The organism is Segniliparus rotundus DSM 44985, from assembly GCF_000092825.1.
Classification (GTDB): domain Bacteria; phylum Actinomycetota; class Actinomycetes; order Mycobacteriales; family Mycobacteriaceae; genus Segniliparus; species Segniliparus rotundus.
Genome location: NC_014168.1, coordinates 1,953,623 through 1,972,805, shown reverse-complemented (window position 1 = coordinate 1,972,805; position 19,183 = coordinate 1,953,623). Strand labels below are relative to the sequence as shown.

20 protein-coding genes are annotated in these 19,183 nt (G+C 65.8%); 11 read left to right on the top strand and 9 right to left on the bottom strand.

Annotated features, from left to right (window positions below; genetic code table 11):
- Positions 1-25 precede the first annotated feature (25 nt).
- The 6 genes from SROT_RS09740 to SROT_RS16505 all read left to right on the top strand — a co-directional run bounded on the left by SROT_RS09740 (position 26) and on the right by SROT_RS16505 (position 4,995).
- Complete coding sequence (locus SROT_RS09740) at positions 26-355, top strand: hypothetical protein (RefSeq protein ID WP_013138860.1); 330 nt, start codon at positions 26-28, stop codon at positions 353-355.
- Between the two features lie 75 nt (positions 356-430).
- Positions 431-952, top strand: a complete 522-nt coding sequence (locus SROT_RS16515) for a hypothetical protein (RefSeq protein WP_013138859.1) — start codon at positions 431-433, stop codon at positions 950-952.
- A 110-nt stretch (positions 953-1,062) separates the two neighbouring features.
- On the top strand, positions 1,063-3,261 hold the full coding sequence (locus tag SROT_RS16510) for a hypothetical protein (RefSeq protein WP_187288026.1): 2,199 nt from the start codon (positions 1,063-1,065) through the stop codon (positions 3,259-3,261).
- Positions 3,262-3,283: 22 nt separating this feature from the next.
- Positions 3,284-3,751 carry a hypothetical protein gene (locus tag SROT_RS09730; RefSeq protein ID WP_013138857.1) on the top strand — a complete coding sequence of 156 codons (468 nt, stop codon included), beginning with the start codon at positions 3,284-3,286 and terminating at the stop codon, positions 3,749-3,751.
- Entirely contained in the window at positions 3,748-4,626 is an 879-nt protein-coding gene (locus tag SROT_RS09725; RefSeq protein ID WP_013138856.1) for a hypothetical protein, read from the top strand. Before SROT_RS09730 ends, SROT_RS09725 begins: the two co-directional genes overlap by 4 nt.
- A gap of 165 nt (positions 4,627-4,791) precedes the next feature.
- On the top strand, positions 4,792-4,995 hold the full coding sequence (locus SROT_RS16505) for a hypothetical protein (RefSeq protein ID WP_148223412.1): 204 nt from the start codon (positions 4,792-4,794) through the stop codon (positions 4,993-4,995).
- Positions 4,996-5,002: 7 nt separating this feature from the next.
- Here SROT_RS16505 and SROT_RS15685 read toward each other — a convergent pair whose 3' ends face one another.
- The 9 genes from SROT_RS15685 to hglS all read right to left on the bottom strand — a co-directional run bounded on the left by SROT_RS15685 (position 5,003) and on the right by hglS (position 14,127).
- Positions 5,003-5,488 (bottom strand): hypothetical protein, encoded by a 486-nt coding sequence (locus SROT_RS15685; RefSeq protein WP_013138854.1) that lies wholly within the window; start codon positions 5,486-5,488, stop codon positions 5,003-5,005.
- Positions 5,488-6,579, bottom strand: a complete 1,092-nt coding sequence (locus SROT_RS09710) for a hypothetical protein (RefSeq protein ID WP_013138853.1) — start codon at positions 6,577-6,579, stop codon at positions 5,488-5,490. The genes SROT_RS15685 and SROT_RS09710 overlap by 1 nt, the downstream gene beginning before the upstream one ends.
- A gap of 90 nt (positions 6,580-6,669) precedes the next feature.
- Positions 6,670-7,185 (bottom strand): hypothetical protein, encoded by a 516-nt coding sequence (locus SROT_RS09705; RefSeq protein WP_013138852.1) that lies wholly within the window; start codon positions 7,183-7,185, stop codon positions 6,670-6,672.
- Between the two features lie 366 nt (positions 7,186-7,551).
- On the bottom strand, positions 7,552-8,172 hold the full coding sequence (locus tag SROT_RS09700) for a DNA-processing protein DprA (protein WP_049773340.1): 621 nt from the start codon (positions 8,170-8,172) through the stop codon (positions 7,552-7,554).
- Positions 8,169-9,677 (bottom strand): YifB family Mg chelatase-like AAA ATPase, encoded by a 1,509-nt coding sequence (locus tag SROT_RS09695; protein WP_013138851.1) that lies wholly within the window; start codon positions 9,675-9,677, stop codon positions 8,169-8,171. Before SROT_RS09695 ends, SROT_RS09700 begins: the two co-directional genes overlap by 4 nt.
- Positions 9,677-10,093 (bottom strand): YraN family protein, encoded by a 417-nt coding sequence (locus tag SROT_RS09690; RefSeq protein WP_013138850.1) that lies wholly within the window; start codon positions 10,091-10,093, stop codon positions 9,677-9,679. The genes SROT_RS09695 and SROT_RS09690 overlap by 1 nt, the downstream gene beginning before the upstream one ends.
- Before the next feature lie 133 nt (positions 10,094-10,226).
- Positions 10,227-11,192 (bottom strand): hypothetical protein, encoded by a 966-nt coding sequence (locus SROT_RS09685; protein WP_148223410.1) that lies wholly within the window; start codon positions 11,190-11,192, stop codon positions 10,227-10,229.
- A gap of 56 nt (positions 11,193-11,248) precedes the next feature.
- The gene (gene amaB, locus SROT_RS09680) at positions 11,249-12,805 is read right to left on the bottom strand and encodes an L-piperidine-6-carboxylate dehydrogenase (protein ID WP_013138848.1); all 1,557 of its coding nucleotides are present in this window, start codon (positions 12,803-12,805) and stop codon (positions 11,249-11,251) included.
- Positions 12,802-14,127 (bottom strand): 2-oxoadipate dioxygenase/decarboxylase, encoded by a 1,326-nt coding sequence (gene hglS / locus SROT_RS09675; protein ID WP_013138847.1) that lies wholly within the window; start codon positions 14,125-14,127, stop codon positions 12,802-12,804. The genes amaB and hglS overlap by 4 nt, the downstream gene beginning before the upstream one ends.
- A 16-nt stretch (positions 14,128-14,143) precedes the next feature.
- On the opposite strand from hglS, the gene SROT_RS09670 reads away from it, so the two are divergent.
- The 5 genes from SROT_RS09670 (at position 14,144) to SROT_RS09650 (ending at position 19,068) form a co-directional block, all read left to right on the top strand.
- Entirely contained in the window at positions 14,144-14,641 is a 498-nt protein-coding gene (locus tag SROT_RS09670) for an Lrp/AsnC family transcriptional regulator (protein WP_013138846.1), read from the top strand.
- A gap of 88 nt (positions 14,642-14,729) precedes the next feature.
- A complete protein-coding gene (gene lat, locus SROT_RS09665; protein WP_013138845.1) occupies positions 14,730-16,091 on the top strand; it encodes an L-lysine 6-transaminase in 1,362 nt (453 codons plus the stop codon).
- A gap of 90 nt (positions 16,092-16,181) precedes the next feature.
- Positions 16,182-16,487 carry a putative quinol monooxygenase gene (locus tag SROT_RS09660; protein WP_013138844.1) on the top strand — a complete coding sequence of 102 codons (306 nt, stop codon included), beginning with the start codon at positions 16,182-16,184 and terminating at the stop codon, positions 16,485-16,487.
- A 55-nt stretch (positions 16,488-16,542) separates the two neighbouring features.
- A complete protein-coding gene (locus SROT_RS09655) occupies positions 16,543-17,358 on the top strand; it encodes a serine/threonine-protein kinase (RefSeq protein ID WP_245535282.1) in 816 nt (271 codons plus the stop codon).
- A gap of 117 nt (positions 17,359-17,475) precedes the next feature.
- Entirely contained in the window at positions 17,476-19,068 is a 1,593-nt protein-coding gene (locus tag SROT_RS09650; protein ID WP_013138842.1) for an amino acid permease, read from the top strand.
- Positions 19,069-19,183 lie beyond the last annotated feature (115 nt).

Here is a 19,183-nt window from a genome sequence, read left to right as displayed (position 1 = left end):
AAACATGTCGACAGGAGGAACAGCGGTGGCGGAACAGACGAACGTCTCGACTTCGGACCTCTCGGGCGCGGCCATGCGTATCATCGAGCACCACAGCGGGCTGCAAGCCGTGTTCGACAAATGGCACAACGCCACGTCGGAGTTCCACGGACATGCCGGGGACGACGGCGTGGACGGGCAGTTGAAGAGCCAATCCGAGACCGCGCTGGACGACAACAGGCGCGGCGGCGATGTCGCTGCCCGCAGGGCGGGCCAAGCGGGCGAGTCCGCGAACGAGGCCGCCGATACCTACACCGCGCGGGACGAGGACGGCTCAGCCTCCATCGCCACGGTCGGCAACGCCATCCCGAAATAAACCCCGCCCCCGCCCGCAGCGGACGTTCGGGCAAGATGGAACCCGAACGAAGCAAAGAACCCAAGGAGTACGCGCATGCCCCACCTGACTCTCAAACACACTGCAGCGGTCCTCCTCGTCGGAGGGCTCGCACTCAGCGGCTGCCAACGAGGCAACACAGGCGGCGCCACCACCATCATCCAACAACCCGCCACCAACACGGCCAATAGCACGAGCGCCTCGCCAGACGTGAGCGCCGTGAACGACGGCAAAGAACTCTGCACCAAGGTCAGGGTCAAAGCGCGAGAGCTCATCAATGCTACAGATGTTTTCTGGAAGTATGTTTTGGCGCATCCCGGTGTTGATAGGACAGATGAGCAGCTCAATAAATATATTGATAAAGTTACTGAAGTCGCTGGTAAAGATATACCCGCATTAAAGGGGGTAGTTGGCCCCTCGGCACCCAAAGAGCAAGCGGACGCTGTTCGCAAATTTACGGAGTCTGCCCAAGATTTCACAGACTCGATCAGTGGTGGTTCAGCCAATGACAGCAGGAACGCGAAGGCTAGTGCTTTTCAAGACTCTATTGACGGACTGAATGCGGCCTGCCCAGGATAGATTTAGGCAATCAGGAACGAGGAGTTTCACGGATGGCACCGATAACGTTTAAATACCCTGAGCTTGAGGGCTTGCTTGGGGGTAGGTGGCCGCAGGCCAATGAGGAGGGCATGGCGGGTGTCGCTGCGCGGCACGAGTCGCTGATCGGCGAGTTTCAGTCCATGGTCGAGGGCATCAAAGCTGGGATGAAGCAAAAGGTGGATTCGCTTCACGCTGATCCGAGCAAACCGCCGTCTTCGTCGCAGCAGGCCGCCCAGCAGGAGTTGGACGAGTTCACCCGGACCACGGACCATCTTCTGCAGCAGATGCAGGCACAGGTGAAGTTCGAGAAGCAGGCCGCGCAGAACACCACCCAGGCGAAGAACGACATCAACGACATCGGCAGCAAGGCGATGGCCGACATCGCCAACGCGAAAAAACGAGGCTCCCTCGCGAGCGGCCTCACATCAGCAATCGGCGGTGTCGCCGGCATCCTCGGATCAAGCACAGTCGGCAACGCTCTCACCAGTTACTTGGAGAACGAGGCCAAAGAGAAGTTCAAGAAAGACTCCTCCTCCAGACAGCAATCCTACGCCTCTGGAAACCAAGACCTCTACTCCCCACCGCTGGTCAGGTGGGAGGACGGCAAAATCGCTGACGGAGACGACTCGGGGCCGCTCGGATCAGGGACCAGATTTAAGCAGGTTGTGAGCATTGGCGGCCAGGACGCGTACAAACAAGCTGGAAACATCGGCGGCCAAGACGCCTACAAACAAGCTGGAAACATCGGCGGCCAAGACGCCTACAAACAAGCTGGAAACATCGGCGGCCAAGACGCCTACAAACAGCAATCGGCAATCAACGGCCAGTCCAGTGCATCTACCTCTGCTCAATCAGCAAGTAATCCAACATCTTCTGCTAGTTCAAGCGGTGGCAGCGGTGCTTCTGGTGGTGCTGCGACTTCGTTGCAGAGCGGTGCCGCGGTTGCGGAGCATGGGGCTGCTCCTGTCGCACCGCAGGGGGCTGCGCAGTCTTCTGGCAGTGGTGGGGGTGTTGGGGTTCCTCCGTCGATTGGGGGTATCGGCAGTGGTGGTCCTGCTGGTGGGGGTGGGGGCCAGGGTTCGCGTATCGGTGGGGTTGGTGGTGGTTCGGAGGCTCCTCGGACTGGTGTGCAGGGTTCGGGGGCGGCGGAGAAGCCTGCGGCGACGCCGTCGTCGGGGTCGCCGGGTGAGCAGCGGGGTGCTGGTGTGAGCCGCGCTGTGGCTGGTGCTGGCGGGGTCGGCGGGGAGACGAGGGCGATGAGCGCTCAGCAGGCTGCTTTGCGGGATGCGTTGCGGACGGGTGACACGGCTGCTGGGGCTGGGGCGTACGCGGACAAGGCGGCGGCGAATCAGCAGATCCTTGGGACGGGGTTGACGTCGAGCCTTTCTGGGCCGTCGTTGGGCGCGTTGACGACGCGGACGCAGGCGGCTGCGGGGGCGTGGGAGGCGTTGCCGGATCGTTTCTCGGCGCGTTCGCCGGTGTTGGGCGCGGAGGACGCGCAAACGTTGTTCGGCGGCGGAACGCTTGTGGGTGCGGCCGCGCGGGGTTTTGACGAGAAGTTGGTGTTCCGCCGGTTGCCGCTGCCGGATTTGGGCGGGTATCGGGGCGCGTCGTTCTTGTTGTTCGTGTACGAGGATTATTCGACGGCGCCGAACCCGGGCGCGGGCGTGTTCCGCCCGGTGTTCTCGGAGGTGACGAGCACGGAGGCGAACGGGTCGTTGCGCCCTGGCTTCGAGGTGCCCGAGGGCGTGGGGGTGATGGACCGCTCGGACAAGGCGTTGTCGGTGGCGTCGGACGCGGAGGCGGACCCGGGGAAGTTGGCGTTGTATTTGGCGAAGTGGCGGCTGGGCCTGTTCGAGTCGCACGCGACGAGTTGGCGCCCGGTTGCGGTGGGGTTCCTGCAGGATCCCGGCGAGGGCCCGGTGGCGGGGTTGGCGCAGCTCGGGGTCGAGGCGTATTGGCCCGGTCGGGGCGGCTACACGATGGAGAGCGAGCCTGCGGAGGACGCGTTGGTGGCCGGGACCGGCCAGGTCGGCGCGGCCTCGTCGCGGGCGGACCGGGAGGCGCAGGCAAAGTTCGACGAGAAGGGCGGGAGGTTCGGGGTGCCGCCGGGAACCGTCCCGGACGCCCCGTTCGACGGGGCGGGCCTCACAGGTGTAGACAAGGCGAGCCACGACAATTACCAGCGGGAGCTGGGCCGCTCCCCCACGGCGAAGGAGTACGTGGAGGACCGGCTCGCGCGCAAACGCCGCCCGGACGGCACGGTCGACGACAGTTTCAGCTTCTAAGCGGGGAAGGGCAGGCAGGTTGATGGCGCATCCGTTGCGGGCGATGGACCCCGAGCTGGCGGGCCGGGCCGCGAGTGTCCGGCGCGATAGGTTCCGGGAGGTCGGGTACGCGTTGCTGCGCCCGCAGTTGGCGAGCAGCAACTTCTCCAGCGAGGACGACCGGGTCTTCTCCGCCTTGTACGGTTTGGCGAACAACGGGCAGGCCCCGGACGCGGAGCTGGTGCGCGCGGCGTGGGAGGCGGTCGAGGCCGCGGAGCGCGACGCGGCGGCGGCGCGGGCCGCGGTCGCGGGGTGGGCGAAGGTGGATGGCTTCGAGCCGTCGGCGGGCGAGGTCCTCTCCACGGCGCAGCGTGTCGCGTTGTTGCGGGCGTTCGCCAGCCTGTACACCGCCGAGCACGAGGACCGGTTGTTGGACGTGGTGTTGCTGCTGCGCAACGCGGGCGTGGAGGCGACGGCGCTCTCCGAATCCCTCAGCGGCGCGGGGGCGTGACACAAGTGACTGGCCGCGATGTCCGGGCGGCGCGCGCGGAGCACGCAGCGCTCATTGAGGCGCACCTGGAGGACTTCCTCGGCGCCACAGCGATGGTCGAGGAGGAGGTTCGGGCGAGAGCGTGCGCGCACGAGATGATCGGATTCCCGTATGGGTTGACCAACTGCGGTTGCTCCTACTGCCCGGTGAACCACCGCACATGCCGTGAGCAGCGCGTGGGCTGGATCCCGGCGCATCGGGAAATGCTGTCGATCCGCGACGGGCGGGGCTTCGGGACGCATCCGATGATCCGCACCGTGCGCCGAACCTTGGAGGCCTGTTGGGACCGTCTCACCCTCGCGACATGGGTCCACGCCGAAGAAGCCCAGGCCGAGGCCGCGCGATATCTCGCGTCGGTGCGCGCGTGGGCTGCGGGCGAGGACGAATGGACGAAATTCGGGGAGGCCGCGTGGTTCCAACGGGAAGAGACCCCCGAAGACATCGGGCTGCCTGAATGGGGAAGAGCGGGGCCATGGCCCAAGTCGGGCGGGGTTTGGCGCGAGCCGGGGCCGGAGGAGGATCCCGAGGGCAAACGCTACTTCTTCGAGGACTATCACGCCCGCATCGCCCTGATAGACGCGGGCGAGCCGGGCGCGACCAGGGACATGCGCGAGCGCGTCCACAAAGTCCTCAAAATCGTCAGAGACCAGCAGGCAGAGCACTCCGGCCTGCCCCTCGGATGTCATGCGGAGCTCGTCGAGTCTTGGTATCAGTACCTGAACTGGATGCTGCTCTCCTTCGACTACACCATGGGCAAACTCGCCATATGGCTCCTCGAACACATCGAAGAACACCGCCACACCAAAACCTGGCTCCTCGAGGCTAAGGAGCTTTAAACAGTGTCAACGCCTGAACCCAATGCCGAAACGCGTATGTTCACTGTTCAGTCTCTGACTGGGGCTCGTTTCGCGGGAGCAGCGGCGGGATGGGGGATTTTCGGGGTCGCGGTCGTCGTATCCGGCATTTTGAATTTCAACCGGTTCGGGTGGAGGCTCGCTTTCGTGATAGCGATGGCGGGCGTGCTCTTCGCGCTCGCGGTCTTCAACTTCCGTGTCTTCCTCAAACTCGCGCAATTGCGCGTCGAGACTCCGCGAGGAGTGCTGCCACGCGTCCCCATGAGAACATTCGGCGGATGGCTTATAACCAACGTGGCGATGCTCTTGCTGGTCGCGGGACTGGGGGCGCTGTTCTCCCTCACAGGATGAACACGACTCAACCCCTTCTTCGAAGAGGGTCGGAAGGGTCGAACTCGTACTCGTCTTCTTCCTCATGAGCGAGAGTGTTTTGGGGTGATTGGCCTGCAGGGGCGTTGCGGCGCAATGGGTCGTCGGGGTCGAACTCGTACTCGTCTTCTTGCGGGGCCTCGCCTGAAATTGCCTCTATGGCGCTGATCTCGCCGGAGGGTATGCGCTCAAGCTGGGCTTCGCCTTTCGCTGCGAGCGTTTGCCGTTCCTCTTCGGAAAGGTCGTTGTAGGCGGCGATGCCTTTGGCCGCGTCCTTCGCGATGCTGTCGTTGAAAACGGCATTGCGCGACACGTCCCGGAGGCTTCTGCGCCCTGCGAGAACATCGTCGACTAGAGATTTGAACTCGGGGTTGCCGCTCTTGTCCCGCAGTATTTTCAGGGAGGCCCGCAGCACTTCTGACTGCGCCTGATCGCCCCGCGCCACATCGAGCAGCGGCTTCGCCTCGCCGCCCATCAGTGATGCTCCGGAGCGCTAGGGTGCTGGTACGCCCCTGCGGGCAGAGGGCTGTTCTGCAAGTCGCGCAGAGCGCCCATAGTGCCAGTGGTGAAACCTACAAAGGCTTGGGATATCGACCAAGCCTTGTCGATTGTATCCGCTATTTTCTTCCAGGTCTGCTCTGCCTTATAAATCGTGTAAGCGGCGCACCCTCCTGCGATCAGGGGACCTAGTAGAGTCTCCGAGCTGGCAGCTGCGGCAGCCGCTTCAATACCGAGGCTTATGCCGTAATCCATGAGTTCTTCTAGCAAGCCCTTCACGAAATCCACGAACGAAGCGACACCCTCGGCGGTGATGTCCATCTGTTGCGCCAAGGCGAAAAGAGGATTCTTTTGGTTTTGCACGCTCGCGGCGAGCGAGGTGAAATACGCGCCAGCCTCTGTCGCGGCGTGCCCTTGCCACGATTGGAGCATCGTATCCAGATCAGCCCCGATATTGTCCGCGAACGCGGCGTAGAAATCACCAACATGCCGCAGTGAGTCCGCCGCTTTCGAGAACTCCTCCCAATCACCCGCGAGCCGCTGAGCCACCCATTCCCCAGGATTCACCCCGCAGATCGCCTTAATGGCTTCGTCCGCCAGCTTGCCCAGGCTCAGCCAACTGCCGAGGGAGAACGTCTCGCCAATGACCTCGGGGATCTTATGCTCCGCCTTTGGATCGGTGAGCTTCGACGCGGGATCTTCCGCCGCTCCGGGCTTGCCCGCTGGTTTGTAATGCTCATAGGGCTGTTCGGTGAATCCTTCGTCGATCTGCTGGGCGTGGTGCAGGTCGAGCTTTTTGTACTCGTCCCCGGAATCTCCCACGGTTTTCGCCGATCCGGTCACGAGTTCGTGCAGCCGGTCGAGGTTGGCGAGGACCGCTTCGCGGGCTTCGGGGATCTTGCTGATCGCGACCTGCCACGTCACAACGCCAGCCACCCCCGTGCTGAACACGCCGAGGTCTTCGAGATGCTTCTCGACGTATTTCTTCGCGTCCTCGGTCTTGCCCGCCAAAGCCGTCTCCACATCCCTGAAATGCGACAACGCGGCAGGATTCACGGTCAACGTCATTCTGGTTCCTCTCCTCTCAATCCTGCGAGGATTCTAGCAGGGGCAAGAAACGCTCGTGCCCATTCAGTGGGCGTTCATGTGTGTTCCGGTTCAGCGAGGCGGCAGTTTCCACGCGAGCCGGTGCGTGCACGCGACATTCGTGGAAGCGAACCCGCCGCTTCCCGCGCCTTGCTGAGGGCTGTCGGCCTCGGTCAGAGTCTTTCCGCCCACTTTGATCGAGCAGTGCAGTTTCGGCAGATCGCCGCTGGCCGAGACCCATGTGGCGGTGACCGACGCGAGCTGACTGCCCTTTTGCGCAGCGCACGACGCGTGGAACGGCAGCGGCCTGTCCGTTGGGCCGCCCGTGTCGCCGCACGCCTCCAGAACCTTCTGCGCAGGAGTCTCCGAGTTGTTGTAGACGCCCCAGGAGATCACCGCGTGCGCCGCAGGCTCTGCGGTCACGGAGAACTCCACCACCTGCCCGGCAACCCCCTCCGCAGAACTGACCGGCACCGCAGTCGGGGCAGCCGAGCCGGTTCCGCATCCCATGAGGCAGGAAACGGCGAGAGAAGACACGATCAAATCCGTCATATGCGCCAAGGTGATGCGTTCCGCCAGCTCACGCATATGAAACCCTCGCGAAGGACTCCGTCGTTGCACAGAGGCGAGGCTACACCATGCCATGGATACGCACAGCGGTTGAGCGTCATCCCACAACTGATCTGTTCCGTATGAGAGCGTGGTCATCGTCGGCGGTCATGAGCATACTGGCCACTCATCGCCTGTCCAGGGCTCAAGGCATCGCTACAGGATGTCCGCAAGCTCCCCCGCCCCACGATTTTCTGCACTCCCGAGTCGGAGCCGAGGTCGAGCCTGCGCCGAGCCCAGTCGAACCGCCTTCACCGCATCAACGAGATAGCACGACCTGTCCGGACTAAAGTGCCGTGAACATGCCACTTTCGTTCTCCAATCGTCCTTCGCCACGAATGTGCCTCAGAAGGTACCTTTAGGACTTGCAGAATAGGGCACATCCACGCCGCACGCGAGCAAAGCGAGTGTCGTGCCGCCTCCGGCGAGCGCTCCGCGATGCGCCGCCGCGTCGACTCCGTACGCGCCGCCAGAGATGACGGCGCCTCCGGCTTCGGCGATCTCACAGGACCATTGCGCAGCGACCCGCTCCCCGTAGCCGGTGCTGGCCCGTGTGCCCACCACCGCGCAGCTGAACCCGGTTGCCGTCGCGAGGTCGATGTCGCCGAGCGTCCACAAGGCGAGTGGTTCGGCGAGCGCGAGCCTGTGGTGTCCGCCGCCGTCCCGAGCCCGTGCTTGCTCGAAAGCCAGCAAGCGCCAGGCGGGCCAATCGGGTGAGTCCGCAGTGATGAGACGACCCCCGAGCTGGGTGATTTTTTCGAGGTCGTGCCGGGCGAAATCGCACTCTCGGCGCGCGCAGGTCAGCTCTCGAAGTTTCCTCTGCTCATGGGGAAGCTCGTCTTTGGAGATCAGACGAGCTGCTTCGACCACGTCCCGCTCTTTGAGGAATTCGATCAGCTCAGGGCAGGGCGGTTCCACGACTCGGGACAAGTACGCCCAGGCCAGTTCGCGTTCGTCGCGCCTCATGCCGCGCTCCGGTCTCGGAACGACAGCGCCTGGGCCACCTCGGACACGCAGGGGCGGTCTTTGCCAGCGAGGTCGCTGAGCGTCCACGCGACCCGCAAACACCGATCTGCCCCTCGGGCGCTGACCATGCCGCGGCGCAGCGCAAGCTCCAATGGTTGCAACGCGGGTTTGTCGAGGGGGAACTCTTGGCGCAGGAACGGGCCGGGCACTTGCGCGTTGGTGCGCCACCCGTAGTTCTGCCATCGCTTCGCGGCCGCAGTCCGCGCTTCGGCGACTCGCGCCCGGACAGTCTGCGATGATTCGCCTCGTTCGTGTTCGAACATGCCCGCGGATATTTGGTGCAGCCGCACCCTCAGGTCGACTCGGTCGATGAGCGGGCCGGAGAGCTTGCCAAGGTAGCGCCGTCGAAGCTGTGGCGGACACACGCAATCAAGGTCGCGAGACGGCGCGCACGGACATGGGTTGCACGCCAGGACCAGTTGGAACCGGGCCGGGTAGCGAGCCACCCCGTCGCGTCGCGCGATGCGGACTTCGCCCTCTTCGAGCGGTGTTCGCAGCGATTCCAGGGATTTCGCGCCCATCTCCGCGCATTCGTCGAGGAACAGCACGCCGCAGTGCGCTTTCGACACCGCTCCAGGAGTGGCCATGCCCACGCCGCCGCCGACGAGGGCGGTGACCGACGTGGTGTGGTGCGGCGCGATGAACGGCGGACGAAGCACGACCGGATGCTCTTCGGAAAGCGAGCCCGCCAAAGAGTGGATGGCGGTCACCTCAAGGGCTTCGTCGTCGCTGAGCTGGGGCAGGAGCCCGACCAGTCGGGCGGCGAGCAGGGTTTTGCCGACCCCGGGGGGTCCGGTCAGCATGAGGTGGTGCGCGCCTGCGGCAGCCACTTCCAGCGCGAATCGCGCTTCTTCGTGTCCGACGACATCGGCGAGGTCGGGACCTGGATCTGCAGTCTGCTGGGGCTTCGGTGAGGGCTGGGGCAGCTCGCGCTGCCCGCGCAGCCATGAGCACAGTGCTGTGAGCGACGGGGCTCCGTGCACTCGCAATCCCGTGACCAGGCCCGCCTCGGACAGGTTCGCCTCTGGCACCACCACATCCGACCAGCCTGCCCGCCTCGCCGCGAGCACGGCGGGCAGAACTCCTCGCACGGGGCGCAGTCTGCCGTCCAATGCCAGCTCGCCAAGGACGACGGCGCGTTTCGCCGCGTCGGCGGGCAGCCCGCCGGACGCGACGAGCACTGCGACCGCCAACGCGGCGTCGTGCATCGAGCCGACTTTGCGCACGGTGGCAGGAGACAGTGCGAGGGTGACCCGGCCTTGCGGCCATGCGGCCCCGCTGTTGCGCACCGCAGCCCGGATCCGGTCGCGGGATTCTTGCAAGGCGGTGTCGGGCAGGCCGACCAGGCACACCCCTGCCGCTCCTGGGTCGAGGTACGCTTCAACCTCGATGATGATCCCTTCGACCCCGATCACGCCGACGGAATGCGATCTGCCCATCGCCATCACGCCACCCCCTTGTGATGGCGCAGCTCAAACGCGCCTGGATGCCGGATCACGGCGCAGATCAGGTCGAAGCGCAACGAGCCCGCGGTCGTGACCGCGGGCTCGTTGCGCAACCACTCGCCCGCGGCCGCGCGCAGCCGCAGGCGAGCGCTGTGGTCCACGAGCCGTTCGGTGGGTTTGGAGCCGATGGCGCCGTGTGCGATGACGGCGATGAAGCAGAGCGCGCCGCCGTCCCTCGCAACAACGCCGATCCGGTGGTCGCGCGAGCGCCAGTCCGCTTCGATGACGGCCATGCCGTTCGCGCGCAACAGTCCGCAGGACAGCAGCAACGCCTGATCGGCCAGCTGCGGCCGCCTCGCGGCCGGATGCGTCCGGCAACGGGTGATCCGCTGCGCGGAGTTGAGTCGTTTCGTCATACCTGGTTCCTCTCTGTGCCCGAGCAGCGCTCGTGACATCAGGGAACCGGGGATCTCCGACAGGATGCGGGGTTTTTCCGGGGAAAGCGAGAACTGTGGATAATTTTCTGATCGTCCACAGGCCCCTCGGGGGCTACTCGGCTGGACAGAAGGTGAGCGCCTTCGCCTGGTTCACCTGCACTGCGAGCGCCAGACGGAGATAGGTTTCGCCGGTTTGTGGTGGGCCGAGCAGCTTTTGCCGGAAAAGATCGGCATTGCGCGCGTAAAGGTTGAGCTCTGTGCGCAGTTGGGCGGGAATCGGCCGGGCCGCGAGACGACGAGTGGCGATTGCCGAGTCCAAGAGCCCTTCGGCAGCGGCGTCCTTGCTGATGCGCATGGCTTTGGCGGAATCCGGGCTGAGCGCTTTGCCAGCGGCGTCGAGCAGCGGCAGCGTCATCGCGCTCGCCCGTGCGCCCACGGACCGGAATTGGGCGCAGGATTCGGCGAGACCTTGGGAAGCCGGGCCGACGCTCGGCGCTGTCGCGGGCGAGTCCGGGGCGCGCAGCAGATCGGGCAGCCCCCGGACTGCTTTTTCGAGCACAGGCAGGTGCGCCGCGCAGGCTTGCGCCTCTGGCGCTGGCCGGTTCGGGGCCAGCTCGAAGCGCACGCCCCAGCCGTCCTGCTCGCCCGAGAGCGGCAGGATGACTTGGCAGTTGTCGGCGGTTTCGGCGACCACGAGGGCGGTGCTCCCGTCGAGTTTGATTTGGCGCTGCCACGCCCGCGCGGGCGGCGGGCCTTGGCGCTGCGTCAGCAGCGTGAGATCTCTGGGGTCGTATCCGATGTAGACGAGCGCGCCCGAGAACCGGTCGGCCCCGGCGGCGTCGACGAAAACACAGCCAGTCCGCTTGGGGCTGGCTTCTCGCTGCTGGCTGACCGCCCCGTTCGCGAACGGCGCGACGTCCTGGGCCTGGACGCCTGCGCAGGCGTCCGCTGTGCGCCAATCCAACGAGTTCGCAGCGTCCAGGGTTTGGTTTTTGGCTTTGCCGCAGTGCGAGACCAGCAGGGCGAGTGCGACGAGCACGAGCACGAGCACGAGCCGTCGTGTCTCGTTTCGCCACACGGGTCGAGTGTAACCAGTCGGGAATCCATGCGACGGCGAAAGGCCGGGCACGGGCGCTAGCTGAAGTCCACGCCCTGCGCGAGCGGCAGCTCGGCCGAGTAATTCACTGTTGCGGTGCAGCGGCGCATGTACGCCTTCCACGAGTCCGACCCGGACTCACGTCCGCCGCCGGTCTCTTTCTCGCCGCCGAAGGCGCCGCCGATCTCTGCCCCGGAGGTGCCGATGTTGACGTTCGCGATGCCGCAGTCCGAGCCGGAGGCCGACAGGAACCGCTCCGCTTCCCGGACGTCGTTGGTGAAAATCGCGGAAGAGAGGCCCTGCGGCACGGCGTTGTTGAGCGCGATGGCCTCGTCCAGCTCGGCGTAGGCGAGCACGTACAGGATCGGCGCGAAGGTTTCTTGCGCGACCACCGCGGTGTGGCCGGGCATCCGCACGATCGCGGGGGAGACGTAATAGGACTCGCCCGGCCCGTCGGCGGCGCAGCCGGGAGGGGTCGGGGCGCGTTCCCCGCCGACGAGGACTTTGCCGCCCTCGTGCTGCGCCTGCTCCAGGGCCTTCGCCATGCCTTCGTAGGCGCCGCGGTGGATGAGAGGCCCGACGAGCACGCCCTCCGAGAGCGGGTTGCCTATTCTCAGGCCCTGATACGCGCTGACAAGCCGGGGGACGAGTTCCTCCACGACGCTCTCGTGGACGATGAGCCTGCGCAGCGTGGTGCAGCGCTGCCCGGCAGTCCCCGCCGCGGCGAAGACCACGCCGCGCAGCGCCAAGTCCAGGTCCGCGCTCGGGGCGACGACAGCCGCGTTGTTCCCGCCGAGCTCCAAAAGGCTTCGCCCGAAGCGGGCGGCGACCCTCGGGGCGACCTCGCGGCCCATGCGTGTGGAGCCAGTGGCGGACACCAGGGCGACCCTCGGGTCGTCAAGCAGCGCTTCGCCGGCGCCTGGGCCGCCGAGCACGAGCTGATGGGTGTTCGGGTCGTTGCCGGTGTCCTCGAGCGCTCGGCGCAGGAGCCCATGGCAGGCGACGGCGGTGAGCGGGGTGAGCTCGGACGGCTTCCACACCACGGTGTCGCCGCAGACCAAGGCGAGGGCGGTGTTCCACGCCCACACGGCCACGGGGAAGTTGAACGCGGAGATCACGCCGACCACCCCGAGCGGGTGCCATGTCTCGCGCAGCGCGTGCCCTGGGCGCTCGGAGGCGATGGTTTTGCCGTAGAGCTGGCGGGAGAGCCCGACCGCGAACTCGCAGACGTCGATCATCTCTTGCGCCTCGCCGAGCGCCTCGGTGGTGATCTTTCCGGCTTCCAGGGTGACGAGCGCGGCCAACGCGGTTTTGTGTTCGCGCAGAAGCTCCCCGAGACGGCGCACCACGGCGCCGCGGGCGGGGGCGGGCACCTCGCGCCACGCGAGGAACGCTGTATGGGCCGCCGCGACCGAAGCCGCAACCCCTTGTCCGTCATCGGCCTTCAGGCGCAGCAGCTCGCCGCCGGTGATCGGCGTGCGCACAGCGAGCGAATCGGGGCCTTCGCCCGTCCAGGCCCCTTGGTCGATGCGCAGTTCGGCGAGCGCTTCGGCGAGGAGCCGGCGCAGGCTGGGTTGGATCGGGTTCTCGGTCATAGCGTTCTTCCTATCTGGTCGGGTGCGAGTCCGAGCTTTCGGGCCGCGTCGGCGCGGGAGGCGTGTTCTTGGGCGCGGTACAGCGCGTCGGGGTCGAGGATCTCATGGCCGAGCGCCCCAGAGAGCCAGTCCTGGTCGTAGTCTGCTTGCGGCGGCCTCGGGGGCGTGTCGGCCTCCTCGTCGACGTTGGACTGGAAGATGCCGGCGGCGCTGCGCGGCAGGAAGTCCTCGTAGAGGATGGGCGCAGCGCGCACGCCTCCTTTGTTGTCCGCGGTGTAGGTGAAGAAGCCGAGCCCCTGCTCGGCCAACGCGGCCTCGGTCATCGGGAAGAAGTCCGGCCACACCCGTGCCGCGGCCTGTTGTCCGGTTATGCCCTCGGCGGCGCGCAGCGCGTCGGCGGCGGCCAAAGCTTGGTCGTAGCGCTCCCGCCCGGCTTTGGTGAGCGCGACGCCGCGCGCCTCCACTTCGCCGAAGCGCACCCGCAGGCTCCCGGGGCGGATCGTCCCGTCCGCTTCGCGGAAGGACCTCGGCTCGTCCAGGGCGCGGAAGGAGGTTTGCCGTAGGAGCACGTCTGGTCCTGGCCAGCGCGGCGGGCCTTGGATCTCGTCGATCATCTTCAGCCCCAGGGCCGCGAGGCGGCGGTAGAGCTCGTCGATGTCGAGGACTCGGGGGGTGAGGTGGTTGATGTGCGTCGAGGTGACGCCGCCGATGTCGGCGGCCACGGCGGAGACCGCCTCGAGCTCGCGGTACCACGGGCCGTCGATCGGCTCGGGGGAGAGGGCGAACGCTTTCGCGGCGAGGAGCACGAACTCTTCGGCGGCCTCCGGGGGCAGGCCGTCGTCTTGCGCGGCGCGGTCGGCGAGCTCGAGGAGGCGCGGGGGGAAGAGCTGGCGGCGGGCGAGGAACGCTTCCAGGCGCGGGCGCAGGTCGTCGTTGAAGAACGCCGGATCGCGCACCGCGAGCATCGAGGTGAACACCCGGAACGGGTTGCGCTCGAGTTCGGCGGGGCTCGTCGGGCGGAATGCGGTGGAGACCACCGGCACAGGGGTCGGCTTCGCGTCGCGCAAGTCGTAGAACCCGACCGGGAACATGCCGAATCCAGCAAAGATCCGGCAGACTTGCGCAAGCTCCTCGGGCGTGCCGACGCGTATCGCGCCGTGCCGCTCCGCCCCGACGCGCTCGCGTGAAGGCGCAGTTCCGCAATAGTCTTGGTTCACTTGCTCCGTGACGTCCACCAGTGTCGTGTAGGCGGGCACTTCGACGCTGTAATGCGCGGAGAGGCGTTCGGCGAAACGGGCCCGCAATGCGTGGCGTGCGACCATCTCCTACCCTTCCTTCATGGTCTTTGAGTCTCTCCCCGACGGCGCGGCGCCTGCGTCGTCGCCCGAACCTGCCCGTATCGACGAGTTGGACCGGCTCTTGGTGCGCGAGCTTGTGGCCGATGGCCGCGCGACGCTCGCCGAATTGGCCAAGGCGACCGGGCTTTCGGTTTCCGCCGTCCAATCCCGTGTGCGCAGGCTCGAAGCGAAAGGTGTGATCGCCCGGTACACCGCCGCCGTCGACCACGAGGCGCTCGGCCGCCCGCTCGCCGCTTTCGTCGCCATCACGCCTTTCGATCCTTCCGCTCCCGACACCGTCCCTGCGTTGCTCAGAGGCGTCCCAGGGGTTGAGGCCTGTTACTCCGTGGCGGGCGAGGAGAGTTACGTCCTTTTTGTCCGCACCAGCTCGCCGAGGGAGTTGGAGCGCCTGCTCCAGCAGATCCGCGCCACGGCCGCGGTGAGCACCCGGAGCACCATCGTCTTGCAGACATTCTACGACAACGCGCAGAACGTCTAGCGGAAATATTATCGCACAAAAGCAAAGAAAAAGAAATATTTGCAGTATTTGCGTACAAAAATCATAAAGATTTTGCTAGGATGGTTGCATGACCGCGACCTTCCTGCCCGCAGCAGCTTCCATCGTCGCGCCAGGAGACGTGCTCGAATCCTTGGCGAAGTCCCAGTTGGTCGACGGTTTTCCGTTCGTCCTCGACCTTGAGCGATCACGGGGCAGCTGGCTCGTGGACCAACGGGACCGCACAAGCTACCTGGACATGTTCGGCTTCTTCGCCTCCAACGCGCTCGGCATGAACCACCCCGCGCTCGCCGAGGACGGGGAATTCCTCGCCGAACTGGGGCGCGCGGCGGTCAACAAGCCGTCGAACTCAGATGTCTACACCACGCAGCAGGCCCGGTTCGTCGAGGTCTTCCGCAGGGTTCTCGGCATCGCGGAGCTGCCGAGGCTCTTCTTCATCGACGGCGGCGCGCTGGCGGTGGAGAACGCCTTGAAAGTGGCTTTCGACTGGAAGAGCCAGCGCAATGAGGCCGAAGGCAGGTTCGGCCCGGACGGGAAGCCGCTCGGCGCCAAAGTGCTGCATCTGACCGGGGCGTTCCACGGCCGCAGCGGCTACACGATATCGCTCACGAACACCGACCCGGCCAAAACGGACCGTTTCCCCACGTTCGACTGGCCCCGGATCGAGACCCCGCACACCGGCCTTGACGACGTCCCGGCGGCTGAGGAGCGCGCGCTGGCCCAGATGCGGGCGGCCTTCGCCGCGCACCCCCACGACATCGCGTGCTTTCTCTGCGAGCCAGTCCAAGGCGAGGGCGGCGACCGGCATATGCGCCCGCAGTTCTTGCGCGCGGCGCAGGATCTCTGCCACGAGCACGACGCGCTTTTCGTCGTGGACGAGGTGCAAACCGGCGTCGGGATGACGGGGACGATATGGGCGCACCTTGGGCTGGGCCTTGAGCCGGACATCGTTGCTTTCGGCAAGAAGACCCAGGTCTGCGGCATCATGGCAGGACGCAGGGTCGAAGAGCTCAAGACGAACGCGACCCGAGTCTCCTCCCGGATCAACTCGACTTGGGGCGGCAATCTCACGGACATGGTGCGCGCCCGGCGGATCTACGAAGTCATCGAGGCGGAAAATTTGGTGGAGCGCGCCGCCCGCCTCGGCGAAGTCCTGCTCTGCGGCCTCGTCGACCTCGCGCAGCGTCACCCAGGCATGGTCGAGAACCCGCGCGGCAAGGGCCTGATGTGCGCGATCGACTTGCCGAGCGCGTCGATCCGCGACGCCGTTGTGGCGGATCTCTTTGCGAAGGAGCAGGTTGCCATAGTCGGCACGGGGGAGCGGGGCATTCGCTTGCGCCCGGCCCTCACGGTCGCCGCAGAGGAGCTCGGCCTCGCGCTCTGCGCCCTGGACCGGGCGTTGAGCCGGGTCAGGACAGGTGCGAACGGGTGAGACTCCTGTTGCGGTCACGGCGATGGCGAAGCAGGGGCCGAAAAGCAGCTCCAGCGGCGAGGGCTGCGGACATGGGGTTAACATACATCCATGAGTGTTGTCGTGGTCGCCGTCCTCACGCCGAAGCCGGATCGTCGCGACGAGGTCCGATCCGCGCTCGTCGACGCGGTCGAGGCCACGCACCCGGAGCATGGCTGCGAGCTCTACAGCCTTAATGAGAACGACGAGGTGTTCGTGTTCGTGGAGCGTTGGTCGAGCCGAGAGGCGTTGGACGCGCACCTTGGGGGGCCGGTGCTGCAGAAACTGGGCCCGCTCTTCGAGGCGGCGCTCACCCGGTCAGTCGTTCAGATCCTGAACCCTGTGGAGGCGGGAGACCCCGAGAAGTCCTCTGTTTGAGCAAAAGCCTGACGGCAGGCTGCTCGCTCCGGGCGATTGGTTCGCCTCCCGACAGGTGGTGTCGTTCCTGGGCCGGGGCGGACGCGCCGAGGTCTACGCCGTGCGCGAGCCGCTGACCCAACGGTTCGAAGCGCTCAAGATCCTCTTCCCCGCGTACGCGGGCATTCCCGCCGAGCGCGATCAGTTCGCGCACGAGTACGTGGTGACGCGCAACTTGGAACATCCCAACATCCTGGTGCCGACCGAGCTGGGCGAGACGCTGCGCACCTTGTGGCTCAGCTTCCCCGTGGTCGCGCAGCACAGCGCCTCGGCGCTGATCCCCAAACGCGCAGAGATCCCGGATTTGGGCAGGTTCGAGATTTTGCTCCGCCAAACCGCGTCGGCGTTGGAGGGCGCCCACGCCCATCGTGTCGTGCATTTGGACGTCAAGCCCGCCAACCTGTTGGTCGCCCTGAGCCCGGACTTCACGGTGTATCTGAGCGACTTCGGCTGCGCCGAGGAGATCGTCGACGGAGCGGGCCACGCGAACCGCCTCGCCTCGCTGCCGTACGCCGCGCCCGAGCTGCTCACCGCGCGGCGCGGGGATTACGGCCCCATCGGCCCGGCCACGGATCAGTACGCCCTCGCGGCGAGCGCGATGGAGCTGTTGACCGGGAAGCCGCCGTTCCCGAAGGGAACCACATGGGCGGTGGCGGGCGCGCACCTGAAATCGGCGCCGCCGAGCGCCCGCCAGCGCGCGCCGTGGCTGCCGCCCGCTGTGGACTCGGTGTTGCACAAGGCCCTCGCCAAAGCCCCTGGGGCGCGCTACCGGAGCTGCGGGGAGTTCGCCGACGTGCTCCTCAGAGTCCTGCAGTACCGCGCTGTCGGGTGATATGGCACGATCTCTTGTGACATGTAACATGGTATTAACACACAAGGTTGGGCGCGGGTCACACGACACGATATCGTCAAAGCACTTTCATTCGTCTCGAACGTAAGGACACAGCGTTTGACCGTACCAACGGATAACACGAATACCGCAGTTCCGGCGGATGCGTACTTGGCCAAAGAAGACGAGGGCTATCACAAAGGGCTCGGCAACCGGCAGATCCAGATGATCGGCATTGGCGGCGCGATCGGCACGGGACTGTTCATGGGGGCGGGCCTCAAACTGCACAGCGCGGGCCCGGGCCTGTTCCTCGCGTACGGCCTGTGCGGCTTGTTCGTCTTTTTCATCCTGCGCGCCTTGGGCGAGCTGGTGCTGCACCGGCCCTCGTCGGGCTCGTTCGTGTCGTACTCGCGCGAGTTCTTGGGCGAGAAAGCCGCGTACGCGGTCGGCTGGATGGTCTTTTTGAACTGGGCCATGACGTCGATAGCGGACACCAGCGCCATCGCGGGCTATATCGGGCGGTGGGTGAAAACCGACGTCGTCCCAGGATGGGTGTGGGCGCTCTTGGCGCTGGTCATCGTGCTCTCGGTGAACATGATCTCGGTGAAGTGGTTCGGCGAGATGGAGTTCTGGGCGGCGCTGGTCAAAGTCATCGCCCTCGTGACGTTTCTTGTCGTCGGCGTGGTCGTGCTCGTCTGGGGGCTGCACTTGACCGCCTACACGCCGCCAGGCGAGCCCGCGGCCGCGGTCGCCGAATGGCACACCGGCGTCGCCATGGTCGCGAACACCCCAGGCGGTTGGTTCCCGCACGGGTACTTCTCGCTTTTCGTGGTGCTCTCCAGCGTGGTCTTCGCCTACTCGGCGGTGGAGCTGGTCGGCACGGCGGCGGGCGAGGCCAAGGACCCGGAGCATGTCATGCCGAAGGCCATCAACGCGGTGCTGTTCCGGATCGTCTTCTTCTACATGGGCTCGGTGGCGCTTTTGGCGCTGCTGGTGCCCTACCTGAACTACGGCAGCGGCAGCCCGTTCGTCACATTCTTCTCCAGCCTCGGAGCCCCATGGGCGGGCGACGTGATGAACGCCGTGGTCATCACCTCCGCGATGTCGAGCCTGAACGCGGGGCTGTACTCCACAGGCCGCATCATCCGCTCGATGGCCATGAACGGCAGCGCGCCCGAACGCCTCTCAAAGATGAACTCCAGCGGCGTTCCTTACCCGGGCATCCTCCTGACGTGCTTTTTCACGGTGGTCGGCGTGCTGCTCAACTACCTGCTGCAAGACGCCAAAGAAGTGTTCAGCATCGCGATCGAGATGGCGTCGATCGGCGTCATGGGCGGCTGGGCCTCGATTGTCGTCTGCCAACTCCAATTCTTCAAACTCGCCAAACAAGGCCTGGCTGTGCGTCCGTCGTTCCGCATGCCCTGGGCCCCGTACAGCAACTACGCCACGCTCGTGTTCCTCGCCGCGGTCGTGGTCATCATGGGTTTGCCGAAATCGGGCGAGACCGACTTCATCAAGAAATACGAGGGCACGATCACGGTCGGCGCGTTCTTCTTCGTGTTTGTGCCGATCCTTGTCGCCGGATGGTTCTTGCTGCGGGACCGGGTGCACGCCATCGCGCAGGAACGGATGGGGTACACCGGCAAGTTCCCCGTCGTCGCGAACTTGCCCTTGGACCCGCAGAACCTGCCGTTCAAAGATCCGCAGGCCTAAGACTAAGCTCGGCGGGACGCCTGGGCTGCAGGCGTGTGCGCAGAAGAGAGACGCGAGGAAAAGAGAGATTTGACCGCACCTATCGATCAGGGAACGCCGGACAACTCCTTTTTGG

Bases quoted from the DNA above. Each gene is read 5' to 3' on its own strand.
- SROT_RS16515 (WP_013138859.1), top strand. From the start codon at position 431: ATGCCCCACCTGACTCTCAAACACACTGCAGCGGTCCTCCTCGTCGGA.
- SROT_RS16510 (WP_187288026.1), top strand. From the start codon at position 1,063: ATGGCGGGTGTCGCTGCGCGGCACGAGTCGCTGATCGGCGAGTTTCAG.
- SROT_RS09730 (WP_013138857.1), top strand. From the start codon at position 3,284: ATGGCGCATCCGTTGCGGGCGATGGACCCCGAGCTGGCGGGCCGGGCC.
- SROT_RS15685 (WP_013138854.1), bottom strand. From the start codon at position 5,488: ATGGGCGGCGAGGCGAAGCCGCTGCTCGATGTGGCGCGGGGCGATCAG.
- SROT_RS09710 (WP_013138853.1), bottom strand. From the start codon at position 6,579: ATGACGTTGACCGTGAATCCTGCCGCGTTGTCGCATTTCAGGGATGTG.
- SROT_RS09705 (WP_013138852.1), bottom strand. From the start codon at position 7,185: ATGCGTGAGCTGGCGGAACGCATCACCTTGGCGCATATGACGGATTTG.
- SROT_RS09700 (WP_049773340.1), bottom strand. From the start codon at position 8,172: ATGAGGCGCGACGAACGCGAACTGGCCTGGGCGTACTTGTCCCGAGTC.
- SROT_RS09695 (WP_013138851.1), bottom strand. From the start codon at position 9,677: ATGGCGATGGGCAGATCGCATTCCGTCGGCGTGATCGGGGTCGAAGGG.
- SROT_RS09690 (WP_013138850.1), bottom strand. From the start codon at position 10,093: ATGACGAAACGACTCAACTCCGCGCAGCGGATCACCCGTTGCCGGACG.
- amaB (WP_013138848.1), bottom strand. From the start codon at position 12,805: ATGACCGAGAACCCGATCCAACCCAGCCTGCGCCGGCTCCTCGCCGAA.
- hglS (WP_013138847.1), bottom strand. From the start codon at position 14,127: ATGGTCGCACGCCACGCATTGCGGGCCCGTTTCGCCGAACGCCTCTCC.
- SROT_RS09670 (WP_013138846.1), top strand. From the start codon at position 14,144: ATGGTCTTTGAGTCTCTCCCCGACGGCGCGGCGCCTGCGTCGTCGCCC.
- lat (WP_013138845.1), top strand. From the start codon at position 14,730: ATGACCGCGACCTTCCTGCCCGCAGCAGCTTCCATCGTCGCGCCAGGA.
- SROT_RS09660 (WP_013138844.1), top strand. From the start codon at position 16,182: ATGAGTGTTGTCGTGGTCGCCGTCCTCACGCCGAAGCCGGATCGTCGC.